General features: G+C 38.0%; 18 protein-coding genes. 11 read left to right on the forward strand and 7 right to left on the reverse strand.

Translation table 11 applies throughout. The features are described 5' to 3' along the window. Positions 1-103: 103 nt before the first annotated feature. Positions 104-1,399 carry a tyrosine--tRNA ligase gene (tyrS, locus tag FW768_RS21330; protein ID WP_153398956.1) on the reverse strand — a complete coding sequence of 432 codons (1,296 nt, stop codon included), beginning with the start codon at positions 1,397-1,399 and terminating at the stop codon, positions 104-106. 133 nt (positions 1,400-1,532) lie between these two features. Here tyrS and FW768_RS21335 point away from each other — a divergent pair, with 133 nt between their 5' ends. Further along, entirely contained in the window at positions 1,533-2,093 is a 561-nt protein-coding gene (locus tag FW768_RS21335) for an RNA polymerase sigma factor (RefSeq protein WP_153398959.1), read from the forward strand. A gap of 623 nt (positions 2,094-2,716) precedes the next feature. Further along, positions 2,717-3,583: a lipoyl synthase gene (gene lipA / locus FW768_RS21340; RefSeq protein WP_153398962.1), complete on the forward strand. Its 867-nt coding sequence runs from the start codon at positions 2,717-2,719 to the stop codon at positions 3,581-3,583. 176 nt (positions 3,584-3,759) lie between these two features. On the opposite strand, the gene FW768_RS21345 is transcribed toward lipA, so the two are convergent. Next, positions 3,760-4,659, reverse strand: a complete 900-nt coding sequence (locus tag FW768_RS21345) for an AraC family transcriptional regulator (RefSeq protein ID WP_153398965.1) — start codon at positions 4,657-4,659, stop codon at positions 3,760-3,762. Positions 4,660-4,832: 173 nt separating this feature from the next. On the opposite strand from FW768_RS21345, the gene FW768_RS21350 reads away from it, so the two are divergent. Then, the gene (locus tag FW768_RS21350; protein ID WP_153398968.1) at positions 4,833-6,032 is read left to right on the forward strand and encodes an MFS transporter; all 1,200 of its coding nucleotides are present in this window, start codon (positions 4,833-4,835) and stop codon (positions 6,030-6,032) included. 93 nt (positions 6,033-6,125) lie between these two features. Here the strand turns inward: FW768_RS21350 and FW768_RS21355 are convergent, their stop codons facing one another. Beyond that, positions 6,126-6,506: a SpoIIAA family protein gene (locus FW768_RS21355; RefSeq protein WP_153398971.1), complete on the reverse strand. Its 381-nt coding sequence runs from the start codon at positions 6,504-6,506 to the stop codon at positions 6,126-6,128. Positions 6,507-6,621: 115 nt separating this feature from the next. Here FW768_RS21355 and FW768_RS21360 point away from each other — a divergent pair, with 115 nt between their 5' ends. Beyond that, a complete protein-coding gene (locus tag FW768_RS21360) occupies positions 6,622-7,827 on the forward strand; it encodes an NAD(P)/FAD-dependent oxidoreductase (RefSeq protein WP_153398974.1) in 1,206 nt (401 codons plus the stop codon). A 90-nt stretch (positions 7,828-7,917) separates the two neighbouring features. On the opposite strand, the gene FW768_RS21365 is transcribed toward FW768_RS21360, so the two are convergent. The 3 genes from FW768_RS21365 to FW768_RS21375 all read right to left on the reverse strand — a co-directional run bounded on the left by FW768_RS21365 (position 7,918) and on the right by FW768_RS21375 (position 11,827). Continuing rightward, positions 7,918-9,114, reverse strand: coding sequence for a VWA domain-containing protein (locus FW768_RS21365; RefSeq protein ID WP_231128762.1), 1,197 nt, complete (start codon positions 9,112-9,114; stop codon positions 7,918-7,920). A gap of 16 nt (positions 9,115-9,130) precedes the next feature. Continuing rightward, a complete protein-coding gene (locus FW768_RS21370) occupies positions 9,131-10,732 on the reverse strand; it encodes a DUF4139 domain-containing protein (protein WP_153398977.1) in 1,602 nt (533 codons plus the stop codon). Positions 10,733-11,155: 423 nt separating this feature from the next. Further along, positions 11,156-11,827 carry an SIMPL domain-containing protein gene (locus tag FW768_RS21375; protein ID WP_153398980.1) on the reverse strand — a complete coding sequence of 224 codons (672 nt, stop codon included), beginning with the start codon at positions 11,825-11,827 and terminating at the stop codon, positions 11,156-11,158. A 487-nt stretch (positions 11,828-12,314) separates the two neighbouring features. Between FW768_RS21375 and FW768_RS21380 the strand changes: the two genes are divergently transcribed. From FW768_RS21380 to FW768_RS21405, 6 genes are all read left to right on the forward strand, one after another. Beyond that, entirely contained in the window at positions 12,315-14,096 is a 1,782-nt protein-coding gene (locus FW768_RS21380) for a histidine kinase (protein WP_231128764.1), read from the forward strand. Between the two features lie 13 nt (positions 14,097-14,109). Beyond that, entirely contained in the window at positions 14,110-14,829 is a 720-nt protein-coding gene (locus tag FW768_RS21385; RefSeq protein WP_153398983.1) for a PA3715 family protein, read from the forward strand. A 92-nt stretch (positions 14,830-14,921) separates the two neighbouring features. Beyond that, the gene (locus FW768_RS21390; protein ID WP_153398985.1) at positions 14,922-15,608 is read left to right on the forward strand and encodes a DUF4386 domain-containing protein; all 687 of its coding nucleotides are present in this window, start codon (positions 14,922-14,924) and stop codon (positions 15,606-15,608) included. Between the two features lie 22 nt (positions 15,609-15,630). Further along, positions 15,631-16,047 (forward strand): DUF6326 family protein, encoded by a 417-nt coding sequence (locus tag FW768_RS21395; RefSeq protein WP_153398988.1) that lies wholly within the window; start codon positions 15,631-15,633, stop codon positions 16,045-16,047. Positions 16,048-16,134: 87 nt separating this feature from the next. After that, positions 16,135-16,869, forward strand: a complete 735-nt coding sequence (locus tag FW768_RS21400) for a LytR/AlgR family response regulator transcription factor (protein ID WP_153398991.1) — start codon at positions 16,135-16,137, stop codon at positions 16,867-16,869. A 73-nt stretch (positions 16,870-16,942) separates the two neighbouring features. Further along, positions 16,943-17,485, forward strand: coding sequence for a lipocalin family protein (locus FW768_RS21405; protein ID WP_153398994.1), 543 nt, complete (start codon positions 16,943-16,945; stop codon positions 17,483-17,485). A 35-nt stretch (positions 17,486-17,520) separates the two neighbouring features. Here the strand turns inward: FW768_RS21405 and FW768_RS21410 are convergent, their stop codons facing one another. Beyond that, positions 17,521-17,994, reverse strand: coding sequence for a DUF7832 domain-containing protein (locus FW768_RS21410; protein ID WP_153398997.1), 474 nt, complete (start codon positions 17,992-17,994; stop codon positions 17,521-17,523). A 117-nt stretch (positions 17,995-18,111) separates the two neighbouring features. Here FW768_RS21410 and FW768_RS21415 point away from each other — a divergent pair, with 117 nt between their 5' ends. Further along, positions 18,112-19,362: a CinA family nicotinamide mononucleotide deamidase-related protein gene (locus FW768_RS21415; protein ID WP_153399000.1), complete on the forward strand. Its 1,251-nt coding sequence runs from the start codon at positions 18,112-18,114 to the stop codon at positions 19,360-19,362. Positions 19,363-19,373 lie beyond the last annotated feature (11 nt).

Below are 19,373 nucleotides of genomic sequence, written 5' to 3' on the forward strand. Positions count from 1 at the left end.
TTTCTCATGAATACCACGGAATTATCCGTGGTTTTCTTTTGATTTGATTAAACAAAAAAAGACTGTTATGCACAGTCTTTTTAATTGTATTTGTATAGCCTTTTTACTGAACTTTTACAATAAAATAGCTTTTCTTACCTTTTTGTAACAACAGGAATTTACTGTCAATAAGGTCAGTTTCATTGGCTGTATAGGTATCGTTTACTTTTTGCTTGTTCACAGAAATGGAGTTTCCTTTCATTTCTCTCTGGGCCTCACTTTTAGACTTAAGAAATCCTGATTTTTCAGAAAGAAGATCAATAATGTTTATTCCCAAAACGTCTGCTTTTGCAATTTCTTTTTGTGGAACGCCGTCAAAAACCTCAAGGAAAGTTTCCTCATCAAGGCTCACCAGATCTTCAGCGGTTGAGCGTCCGAAAAGAATTTCAGAAGCTTTAAGCGCTTTTTCGTATTCCTCCCTTCCATGTACCCATACTGTAACTTCTTCGGCCAGCTTTTTCTGAAGCTTTCTTTCATGGGCCGCTGTTTTGTGCTCTTCAATTAAAGCTTCGATTTCTTCTTTGCTTAAGAAAGTATAGAACTTAATGAATCTTTCAGCGTCTTCATCGGTAGCATTCAGCCAGAACTGGTAGAATTTATAAGGTGAAGTTTTCTTTTTATCAAGCCAGTAGTTTTCTCCGCTCTCAGACTTTCCGAATTTAGAACCATCAGCTTTCGTGATCAAGGGAACAGTCAGTGCAAAAGCTTCTCCCTGAGCTTTTCTGCGGATAAGTTCAGTACCTGTGGTAATATTTCCCCACTGGTCAGAACCTCCCATCTGAAGTTTAACATTGTTGTTCTGATACAGGTGAAGGAAATCATATCCCTGGATCAGCTGGTAGGTAAATTCTGTAAAACTCATTCCGTCAGCACCGCTTTCTCCGGAAAATCTTTTCTTTACAGAATCTTTGGCCATCATATAGTTTACCGTGATGTTCTTTCCTACATTTTTGGCAAAATCAAGGAAGGAAATATTCTTCATCCAGTCGTAGTTGTTCACCAGTTCAGCTTTGTTAGGACCGCTTCCTTCAAAATCTAAAAATCGTGAAAGCTGATTCTTCAGACAGTCTACGTAATGAAGAAGGGTTTCTTCATCCAGAAGATTTCTCTCTGCGGATTTTCCGGACGGATCTCCAATCATTCCTGTAGCACCACCTACCAATGCAACAGGCTTATGCCCGTGCTGTTGAAAATGTGCCAGTATTTTTATCTGGATAAGACTTCCGATATGCAAAGAATCTGCAGTCGGGTCAAAACCAATATATGCAGTAGTTACCTCTTTATTCAGCTGTTCATCGGTTCCCGGCATCATATCGGCAAAAAGACCACGCCATTTTAGTTCTTCTATAAAGGAATTCATCTCTATTTTCTGTTTAAAATTTTACGGTGCAAAGATAATAAATTCAGAAGTATGATCATGAAAGGCAAAAAGAGGAATTTCAAATTGAATCTGCTCTTTGCAAATTCAGCCTAAAAAGCTATATTTGTTAGTGATGAACGACGAACAGTTATTTCTGCTTATTCAGAAAGCGAAAGAAAAAGACCAGAAAGCCCAGACTAAACTCATTAATATTTTTTGGGTGGATGTTTTCTCTTTTGTGATGAAGAAGGTAAGAGATGAAAATGATGCAGACGAAATTACAGTCAATGTTTTTTCAAAAGTGCTGTCGAAATTGGATATGTATGATCCGCATTTCCAGTTTAAAACCTGGATTCTTACTATTGCCCAGAATACCGTCATCGATTTCTGGAGGAAAAAAAGCCGTGAAAACCAGGATGCCACTGAAAATCTTGACGAGGTAAAAAATCAATATGCTAAATCTCCGGAAGAACTGATGATCTCTGATGAAGAACAGAAAAAGATCATTAAAACCATTGAGTCTCTGGATGCCAATTATCAGGATATTATCAAACTGAGATTCTTTGAAGAAAAAAGTATCAAAGAAATTTCTGAAGAGCTGGGAATTTCTGTTGCCAATACCAAAGTAAGGGTAATGCGCGCTAAAAAAGTACTGGCCGAACTGCTGAAAAATAACGAATTTGAAGACAGCTAAATTCGATTTCTCCCACGGATCACCTCAGATTACACTAATGTTGGCGAATATTTTTTCTCTCGCAGACGGTGTAAGCTTTGGCTAAAGCCAGAGAATTGATTGTTTTGATTTAGGCGGACTAAACAGAAGAGAAGATGTTTGTCAGTATTTTTTCTCTCGCAAATTTTACAGATTACGCAGATTTCTTATTGGGTTTATAAATAAAAATCGTAGATTTTTAAAATCTCATGTATACTTCTATGCGTTAAGTTTTAAACTTAAAAAAAACTCAAGCGTTAAAAACTTTCGTGGGTTAATATTTCCCGCAGATCTCACGAGTTCCACTGATGTTTGTGGATATTTTTCTCTCGGATTTTCAAATTAATCCAAAATCGTATACCAGTCATAAAATGGTTCCTTCCAGTTCGCAATTTTCACAGGAAAAGATCTGTGTCATCTGAGTGATCCGTGGGAAATTATTAATTTTACCTTCTACCAAGACCTTTCATATTTTGCGTTTATCCAACAATTTCAACATCTGCCATATCAGATATATATTAATATCTCCAATTATCATTTTCATCAATTTCTCCGGTAGATGGTTTCCATTAAAAATTACGTAACTTTGAACTTCAATTTTAGAAATGGAAAATTTAGTTCAAGATACTACCGTTCAGAAACCAAAGTGGATCCGTGTGAAACTTCCTACCGGAAAGAACTACAGAGAACTTAGAACTTTGGTAGACAAATATAAATTAAATACCATATGCCAGAGCGGAAGCTGCCCGAATATGGGTGAATGCTGGGGAGAAGGTACAGCTACCTTTATGATTTTGGGGAATATCTGTACCCGAAGCTGTGGATTTTGTGGCGTAAAAACAGGAAAACCGCTGGATGTAAACTGGGATGAGCCTGAAAAAGTAGCCCGTTCAATCAAATTAATGAAGATTAAACACGCTGTTCTTACGTCAGTAGACCGTGATGATCTGAAAGATATGGGGTCTATCCTTTGGGGCGAAACTGTAAACGCTGTAAGAAGAATCTCTCCGGGAACCACCATGGAAACACTTATTCCTGATTTTCAGGGAATCACCAAACATATTGACCGTTTGGTAGAAGTGGCTCCGGAAGTGATTTCGCACAATATGGAAACAGTAAAACGTTTAACAAGAGAAGTGAGAATTCAGGCTAAATACGAAAGAAGCCTTGAAGTACTGAGATATTTGAAAGAAGCCGGGCAACGAAGAACCAAAACAGGAGTTATGCTTGGATTAGGCGAAACGAAAGATGAGGTTTTCCAGACTATTGAAGACATCAGAAATGCCAATGTAGACGTTATTACACTGGGGCAGTATCTTCAGCCTACCAAAAAGCATCTTCCTGTAAAGAAATTCATTACCCCGGAAGAGTTTGATGAGCTTGGAGATTTTGCGAGAAGCTTAGGTTTCAGACATGTGGAAAGTTCACCACTTGTAAGAAGCTCTTATCATGCAGAAAAGCATATTCACTAAAAAATAAAAACCGTTCAGCAATGAGCGGTTTCTTTTTTATGTTGTAGAGAGAGGGAGATAATAAACGGATAGATGATAGACATTCGGGTTAATACTATAAAAATGGATCAAAATAGGTTTTGCCTGATGATGGGTACAGAACTGCAGCCTAAAACCTTTACCACCTACTGGACCGTTCATTTATTACAGGCCGAATCCCTGGCAATCTCTGCAATCCGTCCATTGATTTCAATTGCTTTAAAATGTTTTTTCCTGAATTCTGACGGGGTATCTCCCGTATGCTGTTTGAAGAGCTTATTAAAATACGACAGACTTTCAAAACCTACCTGAAAACAGACTTCCGTCACAGAATAATCTTTCAGCAGAAAAATTTTAGCCTGGTTGATCCTGTAATTATTCACAAAATCTGTAAAGGTCATATTCGTCTGCTTTTTAAAGTAACGGCAGAAAGCCGGAGTACTCAGGCTGACGATGGCTGCAATCTCGTTGACATTGGGCTTTTTATCATAATTTTCGTGAATATAATCATAGATCGTCCCCATTCTGATCTTGTCATTCAGAAACCATTTGATCCTGGTGTCTTCATTATTGAGTTCTCTTACTTCAGTAGAATCTGCAAGGATCTGAAGAATTTCAATCAGGCCCATTAATGATTCAAAAGAATTTTTTTCTTTGATAATCTGGAGTTTTTCGACCACGATGTCTTTAGTTGTTCCAAAAAATGAAAGCCCCAGATAAGATTTTTCTAAAAGTGTTCTGATATTTTCAAATTCAGGAACAGGAAGAATGATATCCTGGAGAAAATTTTCCCGCATCTGCAATACCAGCTGCCTGCATTCTGTTTGAATACCATAATCAAAGTTGAGATGGGGAACATTGGCTCCAATCAGTAAAAGATCGCTGTCTGTAAAACCTGAAATATCCTTTCCTACGTGGCGGATACCATTGAGAGCTTCTACGTATACAAGCTCTATTTCAGGGTGATAATGCCAGAAAAAACAATTTTTCAGCGAAGGAGAAAACAGCTTGAAAGATTTTCCTTTTTCAAACTCTATAATTTCTTTCTGAATTTTCATTTTGTTCTCATTTGATTGTTTACAGATTTAAAATTAAATAAAAAGGTTAATATGGAGCAAATTTTTATCATTTCAAGAGAGGTGAAAGTCAATCTTTCTTTCGATTTTTGCACTGTCAAAATAAGATAGGAATCATACTTACTATTGACCAGTTAATTTAAAAAGAATATACAATGAAGATTGATAAAAGGATCATCCCGCTGGCTATCGGCGGTTTGGGAATAGGAACAACGGAGTTTACCGTCATGGGACTGCTGCCGGATATTGCTAAAACATTACAGATCACCATTCCGCAGGCGGGTCACATGATTTCTGCTTACGCAATGGGAGTCGTAATCGGAGCGCCGATTCTGATCGGTTATTCCGTGAAATTCCCGCCGAAAAAAGTACTGATGGTTTTAATGGTTCTTTTCACCTTATTTAACGGATTATCTGCAATCGCTCCCGATTATACCACCATGCTGATCATCAGATTTATGTCCGGACTTCCACACGGGGCATTTTTCGGAGTGGGAACGGTTGTAGCATCCAGGATGGCAGGAAAAGGGAAGGAAGCATTCTATATATCCCTGATGTTTACGGGACTTACGGTCGCGAATCTGATCATGGTTCCATTGGTCACGTACATTGGTCACGTGTATCACTGGAGACTATACTTTGCTATTGTGGCTTTGATCGGTATTTTTGCCTTATTGTTCCTGAAGTTATGGCTTCCGGCTATAGAGGCCAATCAGGATACCCATTTCCTTGAAGAGTTGAAATTTCTGAAAAAGAAACAGGCATGGCTGGTGCTGGCTATTACAGCGATCGGATTTGGAGGTCTTTTTACGTGGTTCAGTTATATTACCCCTTTAATGACGGTGGTAGCAGGTATTGAAAGCAGCCGGATGGCCTATGTAATGATTCTTGCAGGCGGGGGAATGGTAGTAGGAAACCTTGCCGGTGGTTTTGTTTCTGACCGATTGGGCCCGGAAAAAACATGTGCGCTTCTGATTTTTCTGATGATGATTTCTTTGGCAGGTGTATTTTTCCTTTCGGAGCATCAGAATATCGCACTTATTCTGACATTTGTGTGCGGGGCACTGTCTATGTCGGTGGCAGCACCTATCAACATTATGATGATGAAGGCAGCACCTAAAAGTGAAATGATGGCCGCCGCATTTATGCAGGCAGCTTTTAATATTGCCAATGCGATGGGAGCATTTTTAGGAGGAATTCCTCTGGAATACAAGCTGCCCTACAATTACCCGTCACTGGTAGGGGTGGGAATGACCTTTATCGGGCTTGCTGTCAGCGTGCGCTATATGTATCTGTACAGATCAGAAACGCTGGTAGAAGAGCCTTCTGCAGAATGTGTATCTTGTGATAAATAAATCATGAAAAAAAAATTACGGTAAAAAAATGTAAAAGAAAACCGGGTTGTATTCTCTATTGATACAACCCGTTTTTTATGGGTATGAAATAGTTTATGCTTCTACTTCATTACCGTTTTTGCACCAGTAGAGTGCATTGTATAAATTTTCTTTCGGGAAAGATTTAAATTCTCCCGGCATCAGGACGCTGAAAATGTCCGTAAAGTTCTGTACCCCTTCTTTATCCGTAACAATAGCAGTACGGTTCCATTTAGCAAGATTTTTCAACCCCAAAAGCACATCTTCAAACCATGCTCCCATGGTAAACTTATCCAAATCGGTATCCAGATAAAATAAGTAATTCAGCTCCCCAAACTGGTCCACTTTTTCTTTAACATGTGGAAATACCAGATTTTCAAAATCCTCTTTCGTTACTTCTCCCGTTGCATTAAATGCTGCAACATTTTCAGGAGCTTCTGGAATAATCGTTATCATAATGAATATTTTAATGTGGTTTAGTTTTAGTCAGAGAACAATAATTGCACCATAAATCAATTATTAATAGTTAAAATACTTATAAATATTGCTATTTTTATTGTAAAATATTAATATGGATCTTAAATCAAATGAACCATTCTGGCTTATAAAAAATGGGCTGATCACTTCATATCCCTCACTGAAATCAGATGAAAAATGTGAAGTTTTAATTATTGGCGGAGGGATTACGGGAAGTCTTATTGCTCATCAGATGATACAGGACGGCTATAATACCATCCTTATTGATAAAAGGGAGATCTGCAATGGAAGTACCTCAGCAACTACCTCAATGTTGCAGTATGAAATAGATGTTCCGCTTTTTGAATTATCAGAGAAAATCGGTGGGAAGGCAGCGGCTAGAAGCTATAAAGCCTGTTCAGATGCAATACATACTCTTGAAAAACTCTCCGGATACATCAGATCTGCTGCGGGTTTTAAACGTAAAAAATCTTTGTACTTCGCTTCGAAGAAAAAAGATGTTGTCTGGCTCAAAAAAGAATATGAGGCGAGAAAAAAGGCTGGATTTGATGTGAAATGGCTGGATGAAGACCAAATTTTAAAACAGTTCGGATTTGAAAATACTTATGGCGGAATTCTGTCGAAACAGGGAGCCAGTATTGATGCTTTTCAGTTTGCCCATGAGCTGTTTACCCATAATGTGAAAAAAGGTCTGAGAATTTTTGATAAAACAGAAATGACCCATGTGGAATATCATAAAGGCTTTAATATAGCAACTACCCTGAACGGTTATCAGATCAAAGCGAAAAAAATAATCTACTGCATAGGATATGAAAGCAAAAACCTGCTGAAGGAAAACTTTGTGAATTTAAAAAGCACTTATGCTATTGTTTCGGAAATAGATGAGGATAAGTTTAAAAATATCAGCAGTACATTGGTTTGGAATACCGATGATCCTTATCTCTATATGCGGACAACAGATGACGGACGGATTCTGATTGGGGGCGGTGATGAAGATTTTTATGATGCTAAAAAACGGGATGCTCTGCTGGAAAAAAAAGAAAAAGAAATTTTGAAAAACCTGAAAAAAATAAAACCGGATTACCATTTTTATACAGATTTTGTGTGGGCGGGAACTTTCGGGGAAACTAAAGACGGACTTCCCTATATCGGGGAGCATAAGAAGTTCAGAAATTCTTATTTTGTCTTAGGTTTCGGAGGTAACGGGATTACATTTTCAATAACCGGTATGGAAATGGCTTCTTTGTTTATGAAAAATAAAAAACATCCATTATCACAGTACTTCAAATTCGGAAGATAAAAGCATTACTCGTTACCGATTACTCATAATTAATACTCTTATCAATAAAAAATGCTGCCCAAGAACCTGAGCAGCATTTTACCATAACAATTACAAACTGTATCCGTTCTTTTTTGCCTGTTCCAGAATAGATTTTTCTATTGCTTTTCCCAGGTCGTCGGAATCATTGTTTCCCCGTTTTTTCATTTCGGCATCAATATACTTCTGGCGTTTTCTGGAGAGTTCTTCAATTTCTTTCTGGATCTTTCCACGCTCGGCAGATTTGGCTGCAACGGCTTTTTTAATTTCCTCTTTGCTTTTGCCTTTCAGTTCAGCCGGAAGTTCTTCTTCTTTAACGGATGAAATAAAACCTGCGTCTTTTTCGGCTTTGTCCACCAAATCCCAGTGATCATTTTTATAGGCGTTCTTTTTGGATTTGGCAACGGTTCTTTCCACAAAGTTGGCTGCAGATTGTACTTCCGCATTTTTATCCTGCATGATCTGCTTGTTTTTATATTCAGAGCCGTGGCTTCCGTAATAGATATAAGTACTGTTCAGCCTTGAATTGCATTCCGAAATCCTTACATCGTATGGCGTTTCAATATAAATCACCTTTCTGTCGCTGTCGATATTGAAATATTTACCGCCGCCAAGAGAAGCTCCGTTCTGCCAGAAGGTTTGAATGCCCTCGTTTCGGTCTCCACAGAAAATAGTGCTGGTGTAAATATTTTTATTCTTAGCCTTCGAGATCACCTCTTTGTAATCTACTCTTCCCTGATTAAAGCCTTCATTTCCTGCAATATAAATCAGTTTCATGCTTTTTTCATCCTTGTCCCAGTTCAGGTTGGCAGAGGCGTCACGGATTACGGCCCCGCAATATTCACTTCCGCCGTTGGTTCGTAGGGCAAATAGCTTTTCAGAAACCAGATCCAGGTCCTGCGTAAGCGGAGTAACCTGCCGGATGTAATTATCATCCCGGATTCCGTCATTTCCGTATTCATACAAAGCGATCTCTATCTGTGGAGCCTGACCGTTATACTTCAGGGTGGTAAGGGTATTCACAATATTCCAGAGCCTTGATTTGGCCTGATCAATCAGTCCGTCCATACTGTTGGAAGTGTCCAGTAGCAAAGCCACCTGGATTTTATTGTCTTTTGCGGTTGTATTTACCAGAGGTAAAGAGGCGTTCTGTACAATGGGATCTCTGCCGGATGTATTGTCTTTTGAACATTGGATTCCTGAAATGCTGCCGGAGCTTAAAAAAGCTACACCTGCTGCCAGTGTTAAAATTTTAAAAGAAGTCATCATAATATATTTTTTTGGGTTATCTGCTGTAATATTGGATCTGCATATCTTTCGGAAATTTCACTTCATAAGAGAAGTTTATCTTGTCTGAACCTCCGCTGCTGATGTTTCTGTTCCACAGGATGCTTCCTGTTTTTTCATCATAACTTCCGCCGCCGGTTTCTAAAGCTTTTACCAGAATTTTGGAGTTCTCACTGATCGGAAGCTGGTCAAGCACTTCCAGTTCAATATTCTCTTTCGTATTGTTTCTGATGCTGATCTGGTAAGATTCTGTGTTCCATTTATTAGAATTCATGGTCTTTTGAGACGTTTTATCTTCCAGTTTTATTCTTTTTACAGTAATTCTTTCATCTACACCCAGTGAGATCGGGAATTCGTCTTTCACATAATTGCTGGTAATATTCGTTTTTCCGATATAATTATCTTCAAAATAAATATTAGCTTCTCCTGAAATAAGGTTGAGGTTCTGCCAGTTTTTCACAAAAGCCATCAGGAATACCTGGTTGTTAAGCTTCGGAACTGTATGGTATTTGTAGGCGGCATCAATTTGTTTTTTATCAAGAATTACATACTGCTCTTTCTCCTGGCTCAGTATCGTTTGATTGTAGTTGAGTTCATAAATCACATTCATCTGGCTATCAGAAACAGAGGCAATAGGGACCTGACTAGGTGATACAACTTCATCGGCTCTTACCTGATAAGAATTTACTGCTGAAGTTTCCTTTTTCAGTTTATAGTAGGCCACTTCTCTCATAGGGTTGTGAGGAGTATATTCTGCTACGTACAATGGAGAGAGGATAGGGCGGTCCTGATTGTAGGATGGGCGGTAGGTAGAAACAAAAAGCTTGATATTTTTCCAGTCCTGTCCGGTTCTCTGATAGATCTTTCCTTTATAAACCATTTCAAGCGGCTTCTTTACAGATTCTGCACGTAAATCGTAAGAAGGAATCCATCCTGCATCCGAAACAATATAACTTACTCCCAGATTCAGGCTGGTATCGTGATCTGCAAGGATTTCCAGAAGCAGCTCTTTTCTGTTGGTATTTTTATGGGTTTGTTCTTCAGCAGACTGTTTATTGATTTTGGCTATGCTTTCATCCAAAGCCGACTTCTGTTCGTTTAAAAGAAAAACCTGGTTGTCGATTTCCAGCATTCTTTTGCGGTAAAAATCGGTAAGTTTGATCAGCTGTTCCTGTGGGGTTGATTTATCATTCACGGAAACCTTCAGATTGTCATTGATGATGTTCTGCTCTCCGGTCAGGTTTTTAATCTGGATATTCAGAAGGTTTACCTGTCTCTGAAATTTTTTTCTTTCATCTTCAAGCTTTCTTTCCCCTTCAGACAGCTGGCCGTTATCCAGAAAATTGTTCTGCGGGGTAATGGACAGAAGGGTAGTATTCTTTTCAAGGTTGATTTTATACGTGTTCTCATCCAGATTATTGGGGAGGTTGATAATTCTTACCATATTTCTTCCTTTCTGCAGGCTTACGCTGGTATTTCCGAAGACCTTGGCTCCCTGAAGGAATACCGTTGCCTGTTTTACCTCAATTTCTTTTTTTATTTCCTGAGCGCTGATTAGAGCTGCCGAAAATATGATGAGTATTAAAAAATAACGTTTCATAGTTTATTGCTTTAAATTCCTGAAGTAAAATTATCAGTATTTAAGACCGGAAATCCGCAGACTTGGTGAAATGGGACTTTGGCTTGGTGAAGCGAAAATATCTATGTTAGTTTTGTTGCAGATATGGCAGATGATGCAGATTTTTTGCTCAGTTAGATTTGATAAAATTGAGAGAAATAAAATTCCAGCATCTATCAATATTCGGTAAAGTTTTAAATCTGCGCAATCTGTCGGATCTGAGAAAATACAAAAGAGACAGAATTTATTCAATAGGGGTGTACTTTAGTCCGCCCAAATAATAAGAAACAATCCATCGGCTTTAGCCTAAATCTATACAGCTAATACCTTTCGGAAACTGTATCTAAAAAATAAAAAAAACAGCCCTTTCGGACTGTTTCCTTAAATCTGTTATTGTAGTCTATTTTAAAGGATTTCGTATCGTGTTTTGATACTGTATTTTAGTTTGATATTTTCTATGTTCTCAAAAGAGTTTCCTGCCGCTGCATCTGCCATTTCCATTATGCTGTTCATTTTTCCTCTGTAAGCTACCGGAAGAACCGTATCGCTGGTATAATCTTCAATTTCTACGATTTCAAGAGGGCTTCCTGCTTTTTTGCCCATACTTTCCAACAGGTAATCTGCTTTTTCTTTAGCTGCTTTCAGGGCATTGATCTTAACTGTTTTTCTGAAATCTGCGATTTTGGTATTCTTAATTTCTGCAATATTCAGATTACTTACCCATTTTTGATTCAGATCTTCAAATATTTTACCGAGATCTGCCTTTGCATTGGCTTTAAACTGATAATTCTTGGTGAATTTTCCGGTTTTGGCATACGTATTCTGATACATGGATTTGAATTTGATGTCTTCGTTCTTAATTCCGGCATTCTTTAATGTTTCAAATAGTTTCTTTTCCGTGTCTGCCAGTTCATTTTTGTTGTCTGCCTTTATACCGATGCTGAAGATGATTTCATCCGGTTCTATTTCCATTTCGGCAACCCCTGTTACTTCAATTGCATTTTTCTTTACTTCCTGTGCATTCATAAAACTTCCCAGTGTAAAGATTCCGATCAATAAAAAATGTCTTAATTTCATAATTTCTTGTTTTAAATTCTGGAGTAAAATTACGGAGGTTCAGAAAGGAAATTCCGGAGACTTGGTGAAATGAGGTTTTCACTTGGTGAATTATTGAATGTCCGTTATCATAGGTAATAGGTAATAGGTAATAGGTGAGCTGGGATAAAAGAGATCAGGAGTTTATTTTAATCTGAGTTCGGGTTAAGGAGTTTAAATGTAAAAGGCTGGAAGCTGGAAGAAGGAGGTTAGAAGTTAATTTTAGTTTTACGTATTGAAAGCCACCTGAAAATCAAATTAAATATAATCAGATCAATATTTGCTGTTAATGACTTTCATAACTTCCATCATCCAGCTTCAAAGCTGCATCCATCATATATTCTTATCCCGAACTGAAGTTATTTAATAGCATCACAATTGTGACTTGGTGAAATAAGGTTTTGACTTGGTAAAGAATGAAGGAGCATAGATAAAGTTTTAGTTACTTTGCACTAAACATCTGAAATCCGTGAAATTAGTTTTTAAAATATTGTTCATTTTTAGTCTTGCCGCAGGTAATCTCTGCCTGGCACAGGATTCTACACGGGTTAACAAAGCTTCCAAATCAGTTTCTAAACTGAGGAAAGCAGTTGATAATAATGATAATAAAGGGGTTGCTGACAGTTATGTAGGCATTGCCAATGATTATTATAATCAGGGAAATTATGCCAAGAGTGAAGAATTTTTGACCAAGGCCAGAAATCTCTATAAAGATCTTAACGATAAAAAGAATCTCGAAATTGTAACCAGAAAAATTGCCCAGTCACAGGAAAAACAGAAAAAAATAGTCCCTGCGATCAGCAATTACAGCATGGCAGCTGAAATGAGTTTTGATGAAAAAAGCAGGACTGTCAATTCAAATGATGCGGCAAGACTGTCTGCACCTTCAGTAGAAAGGAAGGCAGATGCTATCCAGAGTAATATCAATATCAGTCTGAAAGAAAAAGATAAAAGTGCTGTGGCGGAAGGGTACAGCCAGATGGCAGAAGTTAATATTCAGCAGAATAATATTCCCAAGGCAGAAGAAAACCTGAATAATGCCTATGTTTTTTCGAAAAAAGAAGCTCCCCAGCAGGCCTTGGAAATCAATCAGAAGCTTACCAATTTCTATGTTGAAAACAGGAAGTTTGATAAAGCCATTGAAGCGAAAAAAGAGGTCTTGAAAGAAGATTTTGTAAAAGAAAACTCACAGGAAAAAGTGAACCAGATCCAGGAACTTGCCGATATTTATATTAAAAAAAATGATCCTGAAGAAGCCATTACTCTCTTGAAAAATGCCTACGGAATTGCTTTGGATAAAGGACATACACTGGAAGCCCAGAAAAGCGTGAAAAGGCTGGACAGCCTTTATAATATATCAGGAAATACCGATGCTTCGGTAACATTGTACCGTGATTTCCTAGGAAAACTTCCGGATCTTGTTTCCAAAGACAGAAGCCTGATTGATAATAAGATTCTTGAAGATACAGAACAGAGAATATCACAGCTGGAAAAAGAAAAACAGCTTAAAGATGAACTGATCCGTAAGAAAAATGTTTTTAATTACGGCCTGATCGGAGCGTTAATCCTGCTTACAGGTCTGGTATTCTTCATTTTCAGAACCCTGAAGAAAGTTCAGATCAAAAATAAAAAGATCGCCCTGCAGTCGCTGAGACGCGAAATGAATCCCCATTTTATTTTCAACAGCTTAAACAGTGTCAATCATTTTATTGCAACGAATAATGAACTGGAAGCCAATCAGTATCTGACCAAATTTTCAAAGCTGATGCGGGGTGTAATGGAAAATTCTGCTGAAGATTTTATTCCTTTTCAACAGGAACTCGACCTGCTTCAGAACTATCTGGCCCTGGAAAAGACCCGTTTTTCAGATAAATTCGATTATGAAATCGATACAGATGACAATTTAAATGTACAGAGCCTTAAGATTCCGGGAATGCTGGTTCAGCCGTTCCTTGAAAATGCAGTATGGCACGGTCTCCGCTACAGAACCGAAAAAGGATTTTTAAAATTAAGTTTCCAAAAAGAAGAAGCTCATTTAAAGATCACCATTGAAGACAACGGAATCGGTATTGAAGAAAGCAAAAAGCAGAAAACCGAGCACCAGAAGACCAGGGAAGGCCGCGGAATGAAAAATACACTCGAAAGAATAAGGCTTCTGAATGATCTTTATAAAAAAGACATTACCTGCTCCATCAAAGACAAAGAAAATAGCAGTGGAGTAGTGGTGACTATTAAAATCAACCTTATTTAAAACATAAACCCCGATGAAAAAAAATAGAGTATTGATATTGATCTCCTTATGGACTGGAATCTTATACGGACAGCAAATTGACGATACCCGGTATGAAAATATTGTAAAAAGCCTGAAGCTGGATAAAACCAAAATCAAAGAAGAACTCTGCACAGAAAAGAAAATGCCGAATGCCGAAAATTCTTACATTGTGGTTGTCCCGGTTGTGGTGGAACAGGATGAAGAAGACTATGTTTTTACAGTACAGAACTATATTTTAATTACTGATGAAAAAGGGGTTATAAAAAATAAATATTTAGATCCTGAGGAAATTTCTTCTGATGCTATATACTTAAGAAATTTTGGGATAGATACGGGATTGTATAATCTCAATACCAATATCCGTGCGTTTGGAGTGATAGCCGATTTTGCAGGCAGCAGCAAACCGAATCCATATGCTTCAGGAAGAATGTCAATGTATTATCCCGAAGGAAAAACGCTTAAAAAAGTTCTCAATCAGTTTGAAATGTATTCCACCCATGGGGAATGGGATACCCGATGCAATGGTGAATTTGAAGATAATCACTCGTTTATTGTTCTTGATAAAGCAAAGACCAATAATTTCACAGACCTGAAAATTAAAACTATTTCCGTGAAGACCGTTAATACAGATGTCAACGGAGAATGTAATGAAAAGGAAACCTCCAGAACAACTTATAAAATTTTAAAGTTGAGGGGTGGGAAATACCAATAGAAAAACTTTATTTCAGGGTCGATTTTTTATAATCTGATTTTTTCTGTAACCAAATGGAAACAGAAATTGTCTATATATAAAACTTGATCCCAATGAACACCCCTAACAAAACAGCCCGGCTGGCAGGATTTATTTATCTTATAGTAATGGCAGCCGGTTTCTTCAGTTTAATGTATGTTCCGTCTCAGCTTATAAACTGGGAAGATTCCCGGATTACATTTCAGAATATTTCTTCCTCTCCGCAACTGTTCAGATTAGGAATTGCAGGAAGTATGATCTGCTATATTGCGTTTATGCTCTTACCTCTGGTTTTATACAGATTATTAAAAAATGTAAATGAAACCCACGCCCGGCTGATGGTTATTTTTGCATTGATGAGTGTTCCCATATCATTTCTCAATCTGCAAAGCCGGTTTTCTGTGCTTACCATTATTGAAGGTGCTGATTATCTTAAAGGAGTTAATGCAGAACAGCTCCAGTCCCAGGTAATGCTCCTTCTTAACAGCTATAACAAAGGGATCTTAATTGTCCAGATGTTTTGGGGGCTTTGGCTTTTGCCATTTGGCTATCTGGTCTACAAATCTGGTTTTCTGCCAAAATTTTTAGGAGTTTTCTTAATACTGGGATGTGTGGGATATGTTGCCAATGTTTTTGCCAGAACCTTAATTCCGGATTTTTCTGCTTATCCTGTATCCAGTTATATTACTCTCCCCGCTTCCATAGGGGAAATAGGAACTGGATTATGGCTGCTGATCTTAGGCGTGAGGAATAAAAATTAACTAACTGATAAAACAATCGATCATGAATAACTCCATACATTTTGAAGAAACCTCTGTCAATATAAAAATTATTCTTGCCGGGCTCTGGACTTCTGCCACCCTGTGTTATCTTTATGGAGACTATTTTGAACTCTATATTCCCGGGAAGGCAAAGGGCTTAGTTGAAGGAACGAATCTACTGGATAGTCCTGTAAAGCTGTTTATGGCCGCTGTTGTACTGGCACTTCCCGCGGTAATGGTTTTTCTCTCTCTGATGTTGAAGGCAAAAATCAACAGGATATTCAACATTATTCTGGGAATATTTTTTACCGCCATAATGCTGCTTATTGCTGCGACTTCATTAACAGCCTGGCGCGCATTCTATGTTTTTCTGGCCTTATTGGAAAGTTTCATCACTATCCTGATTGTATGGAAGGCATGGAAATGGAAAAAAATATAGGTTTCTGTGGTGATTTTTGTTGACAGATTGTGTGACTGGCCAAATATTCCTAATTTTACTTTAAACAAATCCTTTAGGCCTGTTTAAATGAAAATAAAAGCTGTAATTGTAGACGACGAAATCATTGCACGAGAAGTTCTGAGAAGCTATCTCACCAAATATTGTCCGCAGGTGGAAATTCTCGGGGAAGCTGAAAATATAAAAGAAGCCGTTCCGCTGATTACAGAAACGCAGCCACAACTCGTGTTCCTGGATGTTGAAATGCCTTTCGGAAACGCTTTTGATGTACTGGAGGCTACCAAAGAATTTTCCTACGAAACCATATTTATTACTGCATTTTCACAATATTCACTGCAGGCCCTTAATAAATCGGCGAGCTATTACATTTTAAAACCCATCGATATTCAGGAGCTCATTCTGGCTGTCAACAAAGTTGTAGAAAGTCTTGAAAAGAAAGAAGAGCTCAACCGGAATAAAATTCTCCTCGAAAACTTAAAATTGAAACCGGAAAAACAACAGCTTATCCTGCCGACCCTTCAGGGGTTCGATGTGGTAAAAACAGAAGATATTGTAAGACTACAGGCAGACGGAAACTTTACCCAGGTTTATCTTACCGACGGTTCAAAGAAAATGGTTTGCAGATTCCTGAAGCATTTTGACGATCTGCTGGAAAGCCCGTTTGTAAGAGTTCATCGTTCTCATATCATCAATACCGGTTTTGTAAAATCTTATCATAAAAGTGGAACTGTAATGCTTGCTGACCATACTGAAATTGAGGTCTCCGGAAGCTTTAAAGATAACTTTCTAAAGGTGTTTTCCTAGAATTTACCGTTTTTTAACAGCCTGAAGGCATTATTTTTGAAGGTTTTTTCGTAACAACACAAAATTTCTGATTATGAAAACGCTTCACAAGATTGCCGTTCCCGTTTCGCTGGGTGTTTTGGGACTGATTATTTTCACTTCCTATTCGGTAGGAATTCCGAAAGGAGCAGCGGCTGTTAAAAATTTTGATGCCAAAAAATACCTCGGAAGATGGTATGAAATAGCCCGTTTCGATTACCGATTTGAAAAAAATATGGACAACGTTACGGCAGAATATTCAGAAAACCCTAATGGCAGTATCAGCGTAAGAAATAAAGGCTATAATTATCTTAAAAAAGAATGGAAAGAATCCGTTGGAGAAGCCCGTTTTGTAAAAGATAAAACCGAAGCCCGGCTGAAAGTCTCATTTTTCAAACCAATCTGGGCCGGTTATAACGTCATAGACATTGATGAAGACTATCAATATGCATTAGTGGCAGGAAGCAGCCTCAAATACCTTTGGATTCTGTCCAGAACCACTACAATCCCGGAAAGCATCAGACAGCGTTTCATAGAAAAAGCAAAAAGAATAGGATATAATACTGATGAACTCATCTGGGTAAAGCATAACCAATAGTTAAAAAAGCTGAGGTCTCTCAGCTTTTTTTGTTTTTATTTTCCGATATATTCTTTCCATTCTTCAAAACGGTGATCGATAACCTGCTTCATCAGATCATAGTTTTCGTAGGTATCTTCAATGTGATAAAACGTTTCATATTCGTAATCATTTTCCTCTGCCTTGGTATCAAAAAGATTAACGTAGTCATCCGCAAATGAGCTGTATTGATTTCCGAAATCCGTATCATCGGCATAATAATCTTTTGCAAAGAGATTTCCAAGGTCATTCAGGTCGTGTTCAGAAAATTTCCCGTCGCAGGAATCCATAATAAATTCAGCTCCGGTGATCTCTCTGCGTTTTACCTTTTCAATTTCCTCTTTTCCATCTTCTTTCAGTTCATCAGAGATCAGATCGTTGTTAATGCACCAGTTCAGGAACATTCCTGTATGTGTTGCTCCGTTTTTCTCAGGAAGACCTTCCGGAAAATCACCGCCGTAATGCCATGAAGCATCATCGTATTTTGACATAGTCTTTAATTATAGTTATAACCAATTTTCGTCAAAAATAGAAAAAATCAATTTATATTGCTGCAGCCGCAGATTTTTCCGTCATTTGCAGAACAATTTTTCTCAAGAATATACGATATGCAAAAAGCTGTTCTGATCACCATCGGCGATGAAATCCTTTCCGGAAACACGGTAGATACCAATTCTAATTTTATCGCTGCAGAACTCAAAAATATAGGAATTCAGGTTTCACAGATCTTTACGATTTCCGATGAAATTGATACTATTAAAAATACATTAAGCACTGCTTTTGACCTGGGTGAACTTATCATTACAACAGGTGGTTTAGGTCCTACAAGAGATGATAAGACCAAAAAAGCACTGGCAGAATTTTTCAATGACGAAATTGCACTGGATGAGGTAACATTTGAGCACCTTAAAGCCTATATGGAAAAACGTGGCCGTATTGATATTCTTGAACGCAATAAAGAACAGGCCTTTGTCCCTACAAAATCCGTTGTTTTTCAAAACCATTTCGGAACGGCTTCCTGTATGATGATGGAGCAGGATGGAAAGCTGTGTTTCAGTCTTCCCGGAGTTCCTTATGAAGTAAAACCGCTGATCAAAGACCAGATTATTCCTTATTTGAAAGAGAAATTCAATCTTGACTATATCCATACAAGAATTGTTTCTGTGGTGGGAATTCCCGAGAGCATCCTTGCAGACATGATTGAAGATTGGGAATTGGCCCTTCCTGAAAACCTTTCTTTATCTTATTTACCTGTAGGAACCCGTGTAAAACTGAGACTGACGGCTTCCGGAAGTGATGAAGAAGTCTTAAAACAGCAGACCGAAAATGAAATTCAGAAACTTCTACCTTTGGTGGGAGATCATGTAATTGCTGTTTCAGAAGATAAGATTGAAAAAATCCTGGCAGAAATTCTTACTGAAAGAAAACTGACCATCTCCACCGCAGAAAGCTGTACAGGAGGAGAGCTGGCAAAGATGATCACATCCAATCCGGGAAGCTCAGCCTATTTCCCAGGCGGAATCGTTACCTATGCCACAGAAAAGAAGATTGAGATCTTAAATGTTTCAAAGGTTACCGTAGATCAGTTCACAGTGGTAAGTGAGCAGGTAGCACAGGAAATGGCGAAAGGATGTCAGCAGTTATTCAATACAGATATTGCCTTATCTACAACAGGGGTGGCAGGTCCCGGAAAGGGAGAGGATGGCAAAGAAATTGGAACGGTTTATTATACTATTCAGCTTCATGATCAGCAGGTAACTTCCAGGCTGTATATGCCTCATCTGGAAAGACTTGATTTTATGAATTTTGTTTCCCAGAAGATTATTCAGGATCTGGTGGGACTTTTGATAGAACATTAAATTTTTAATTT

The sequence above is a fragment of the Chryseobacterium vaccae genome (assembly GCF_009602705.1).
GTDB classification, from domain to species: Bacteria; Bacteroidota; Bacteroidia; order Flavobacteriales; family Weeksellaceae; genus Chryseobacterium; species Chryseobacterium vaccae.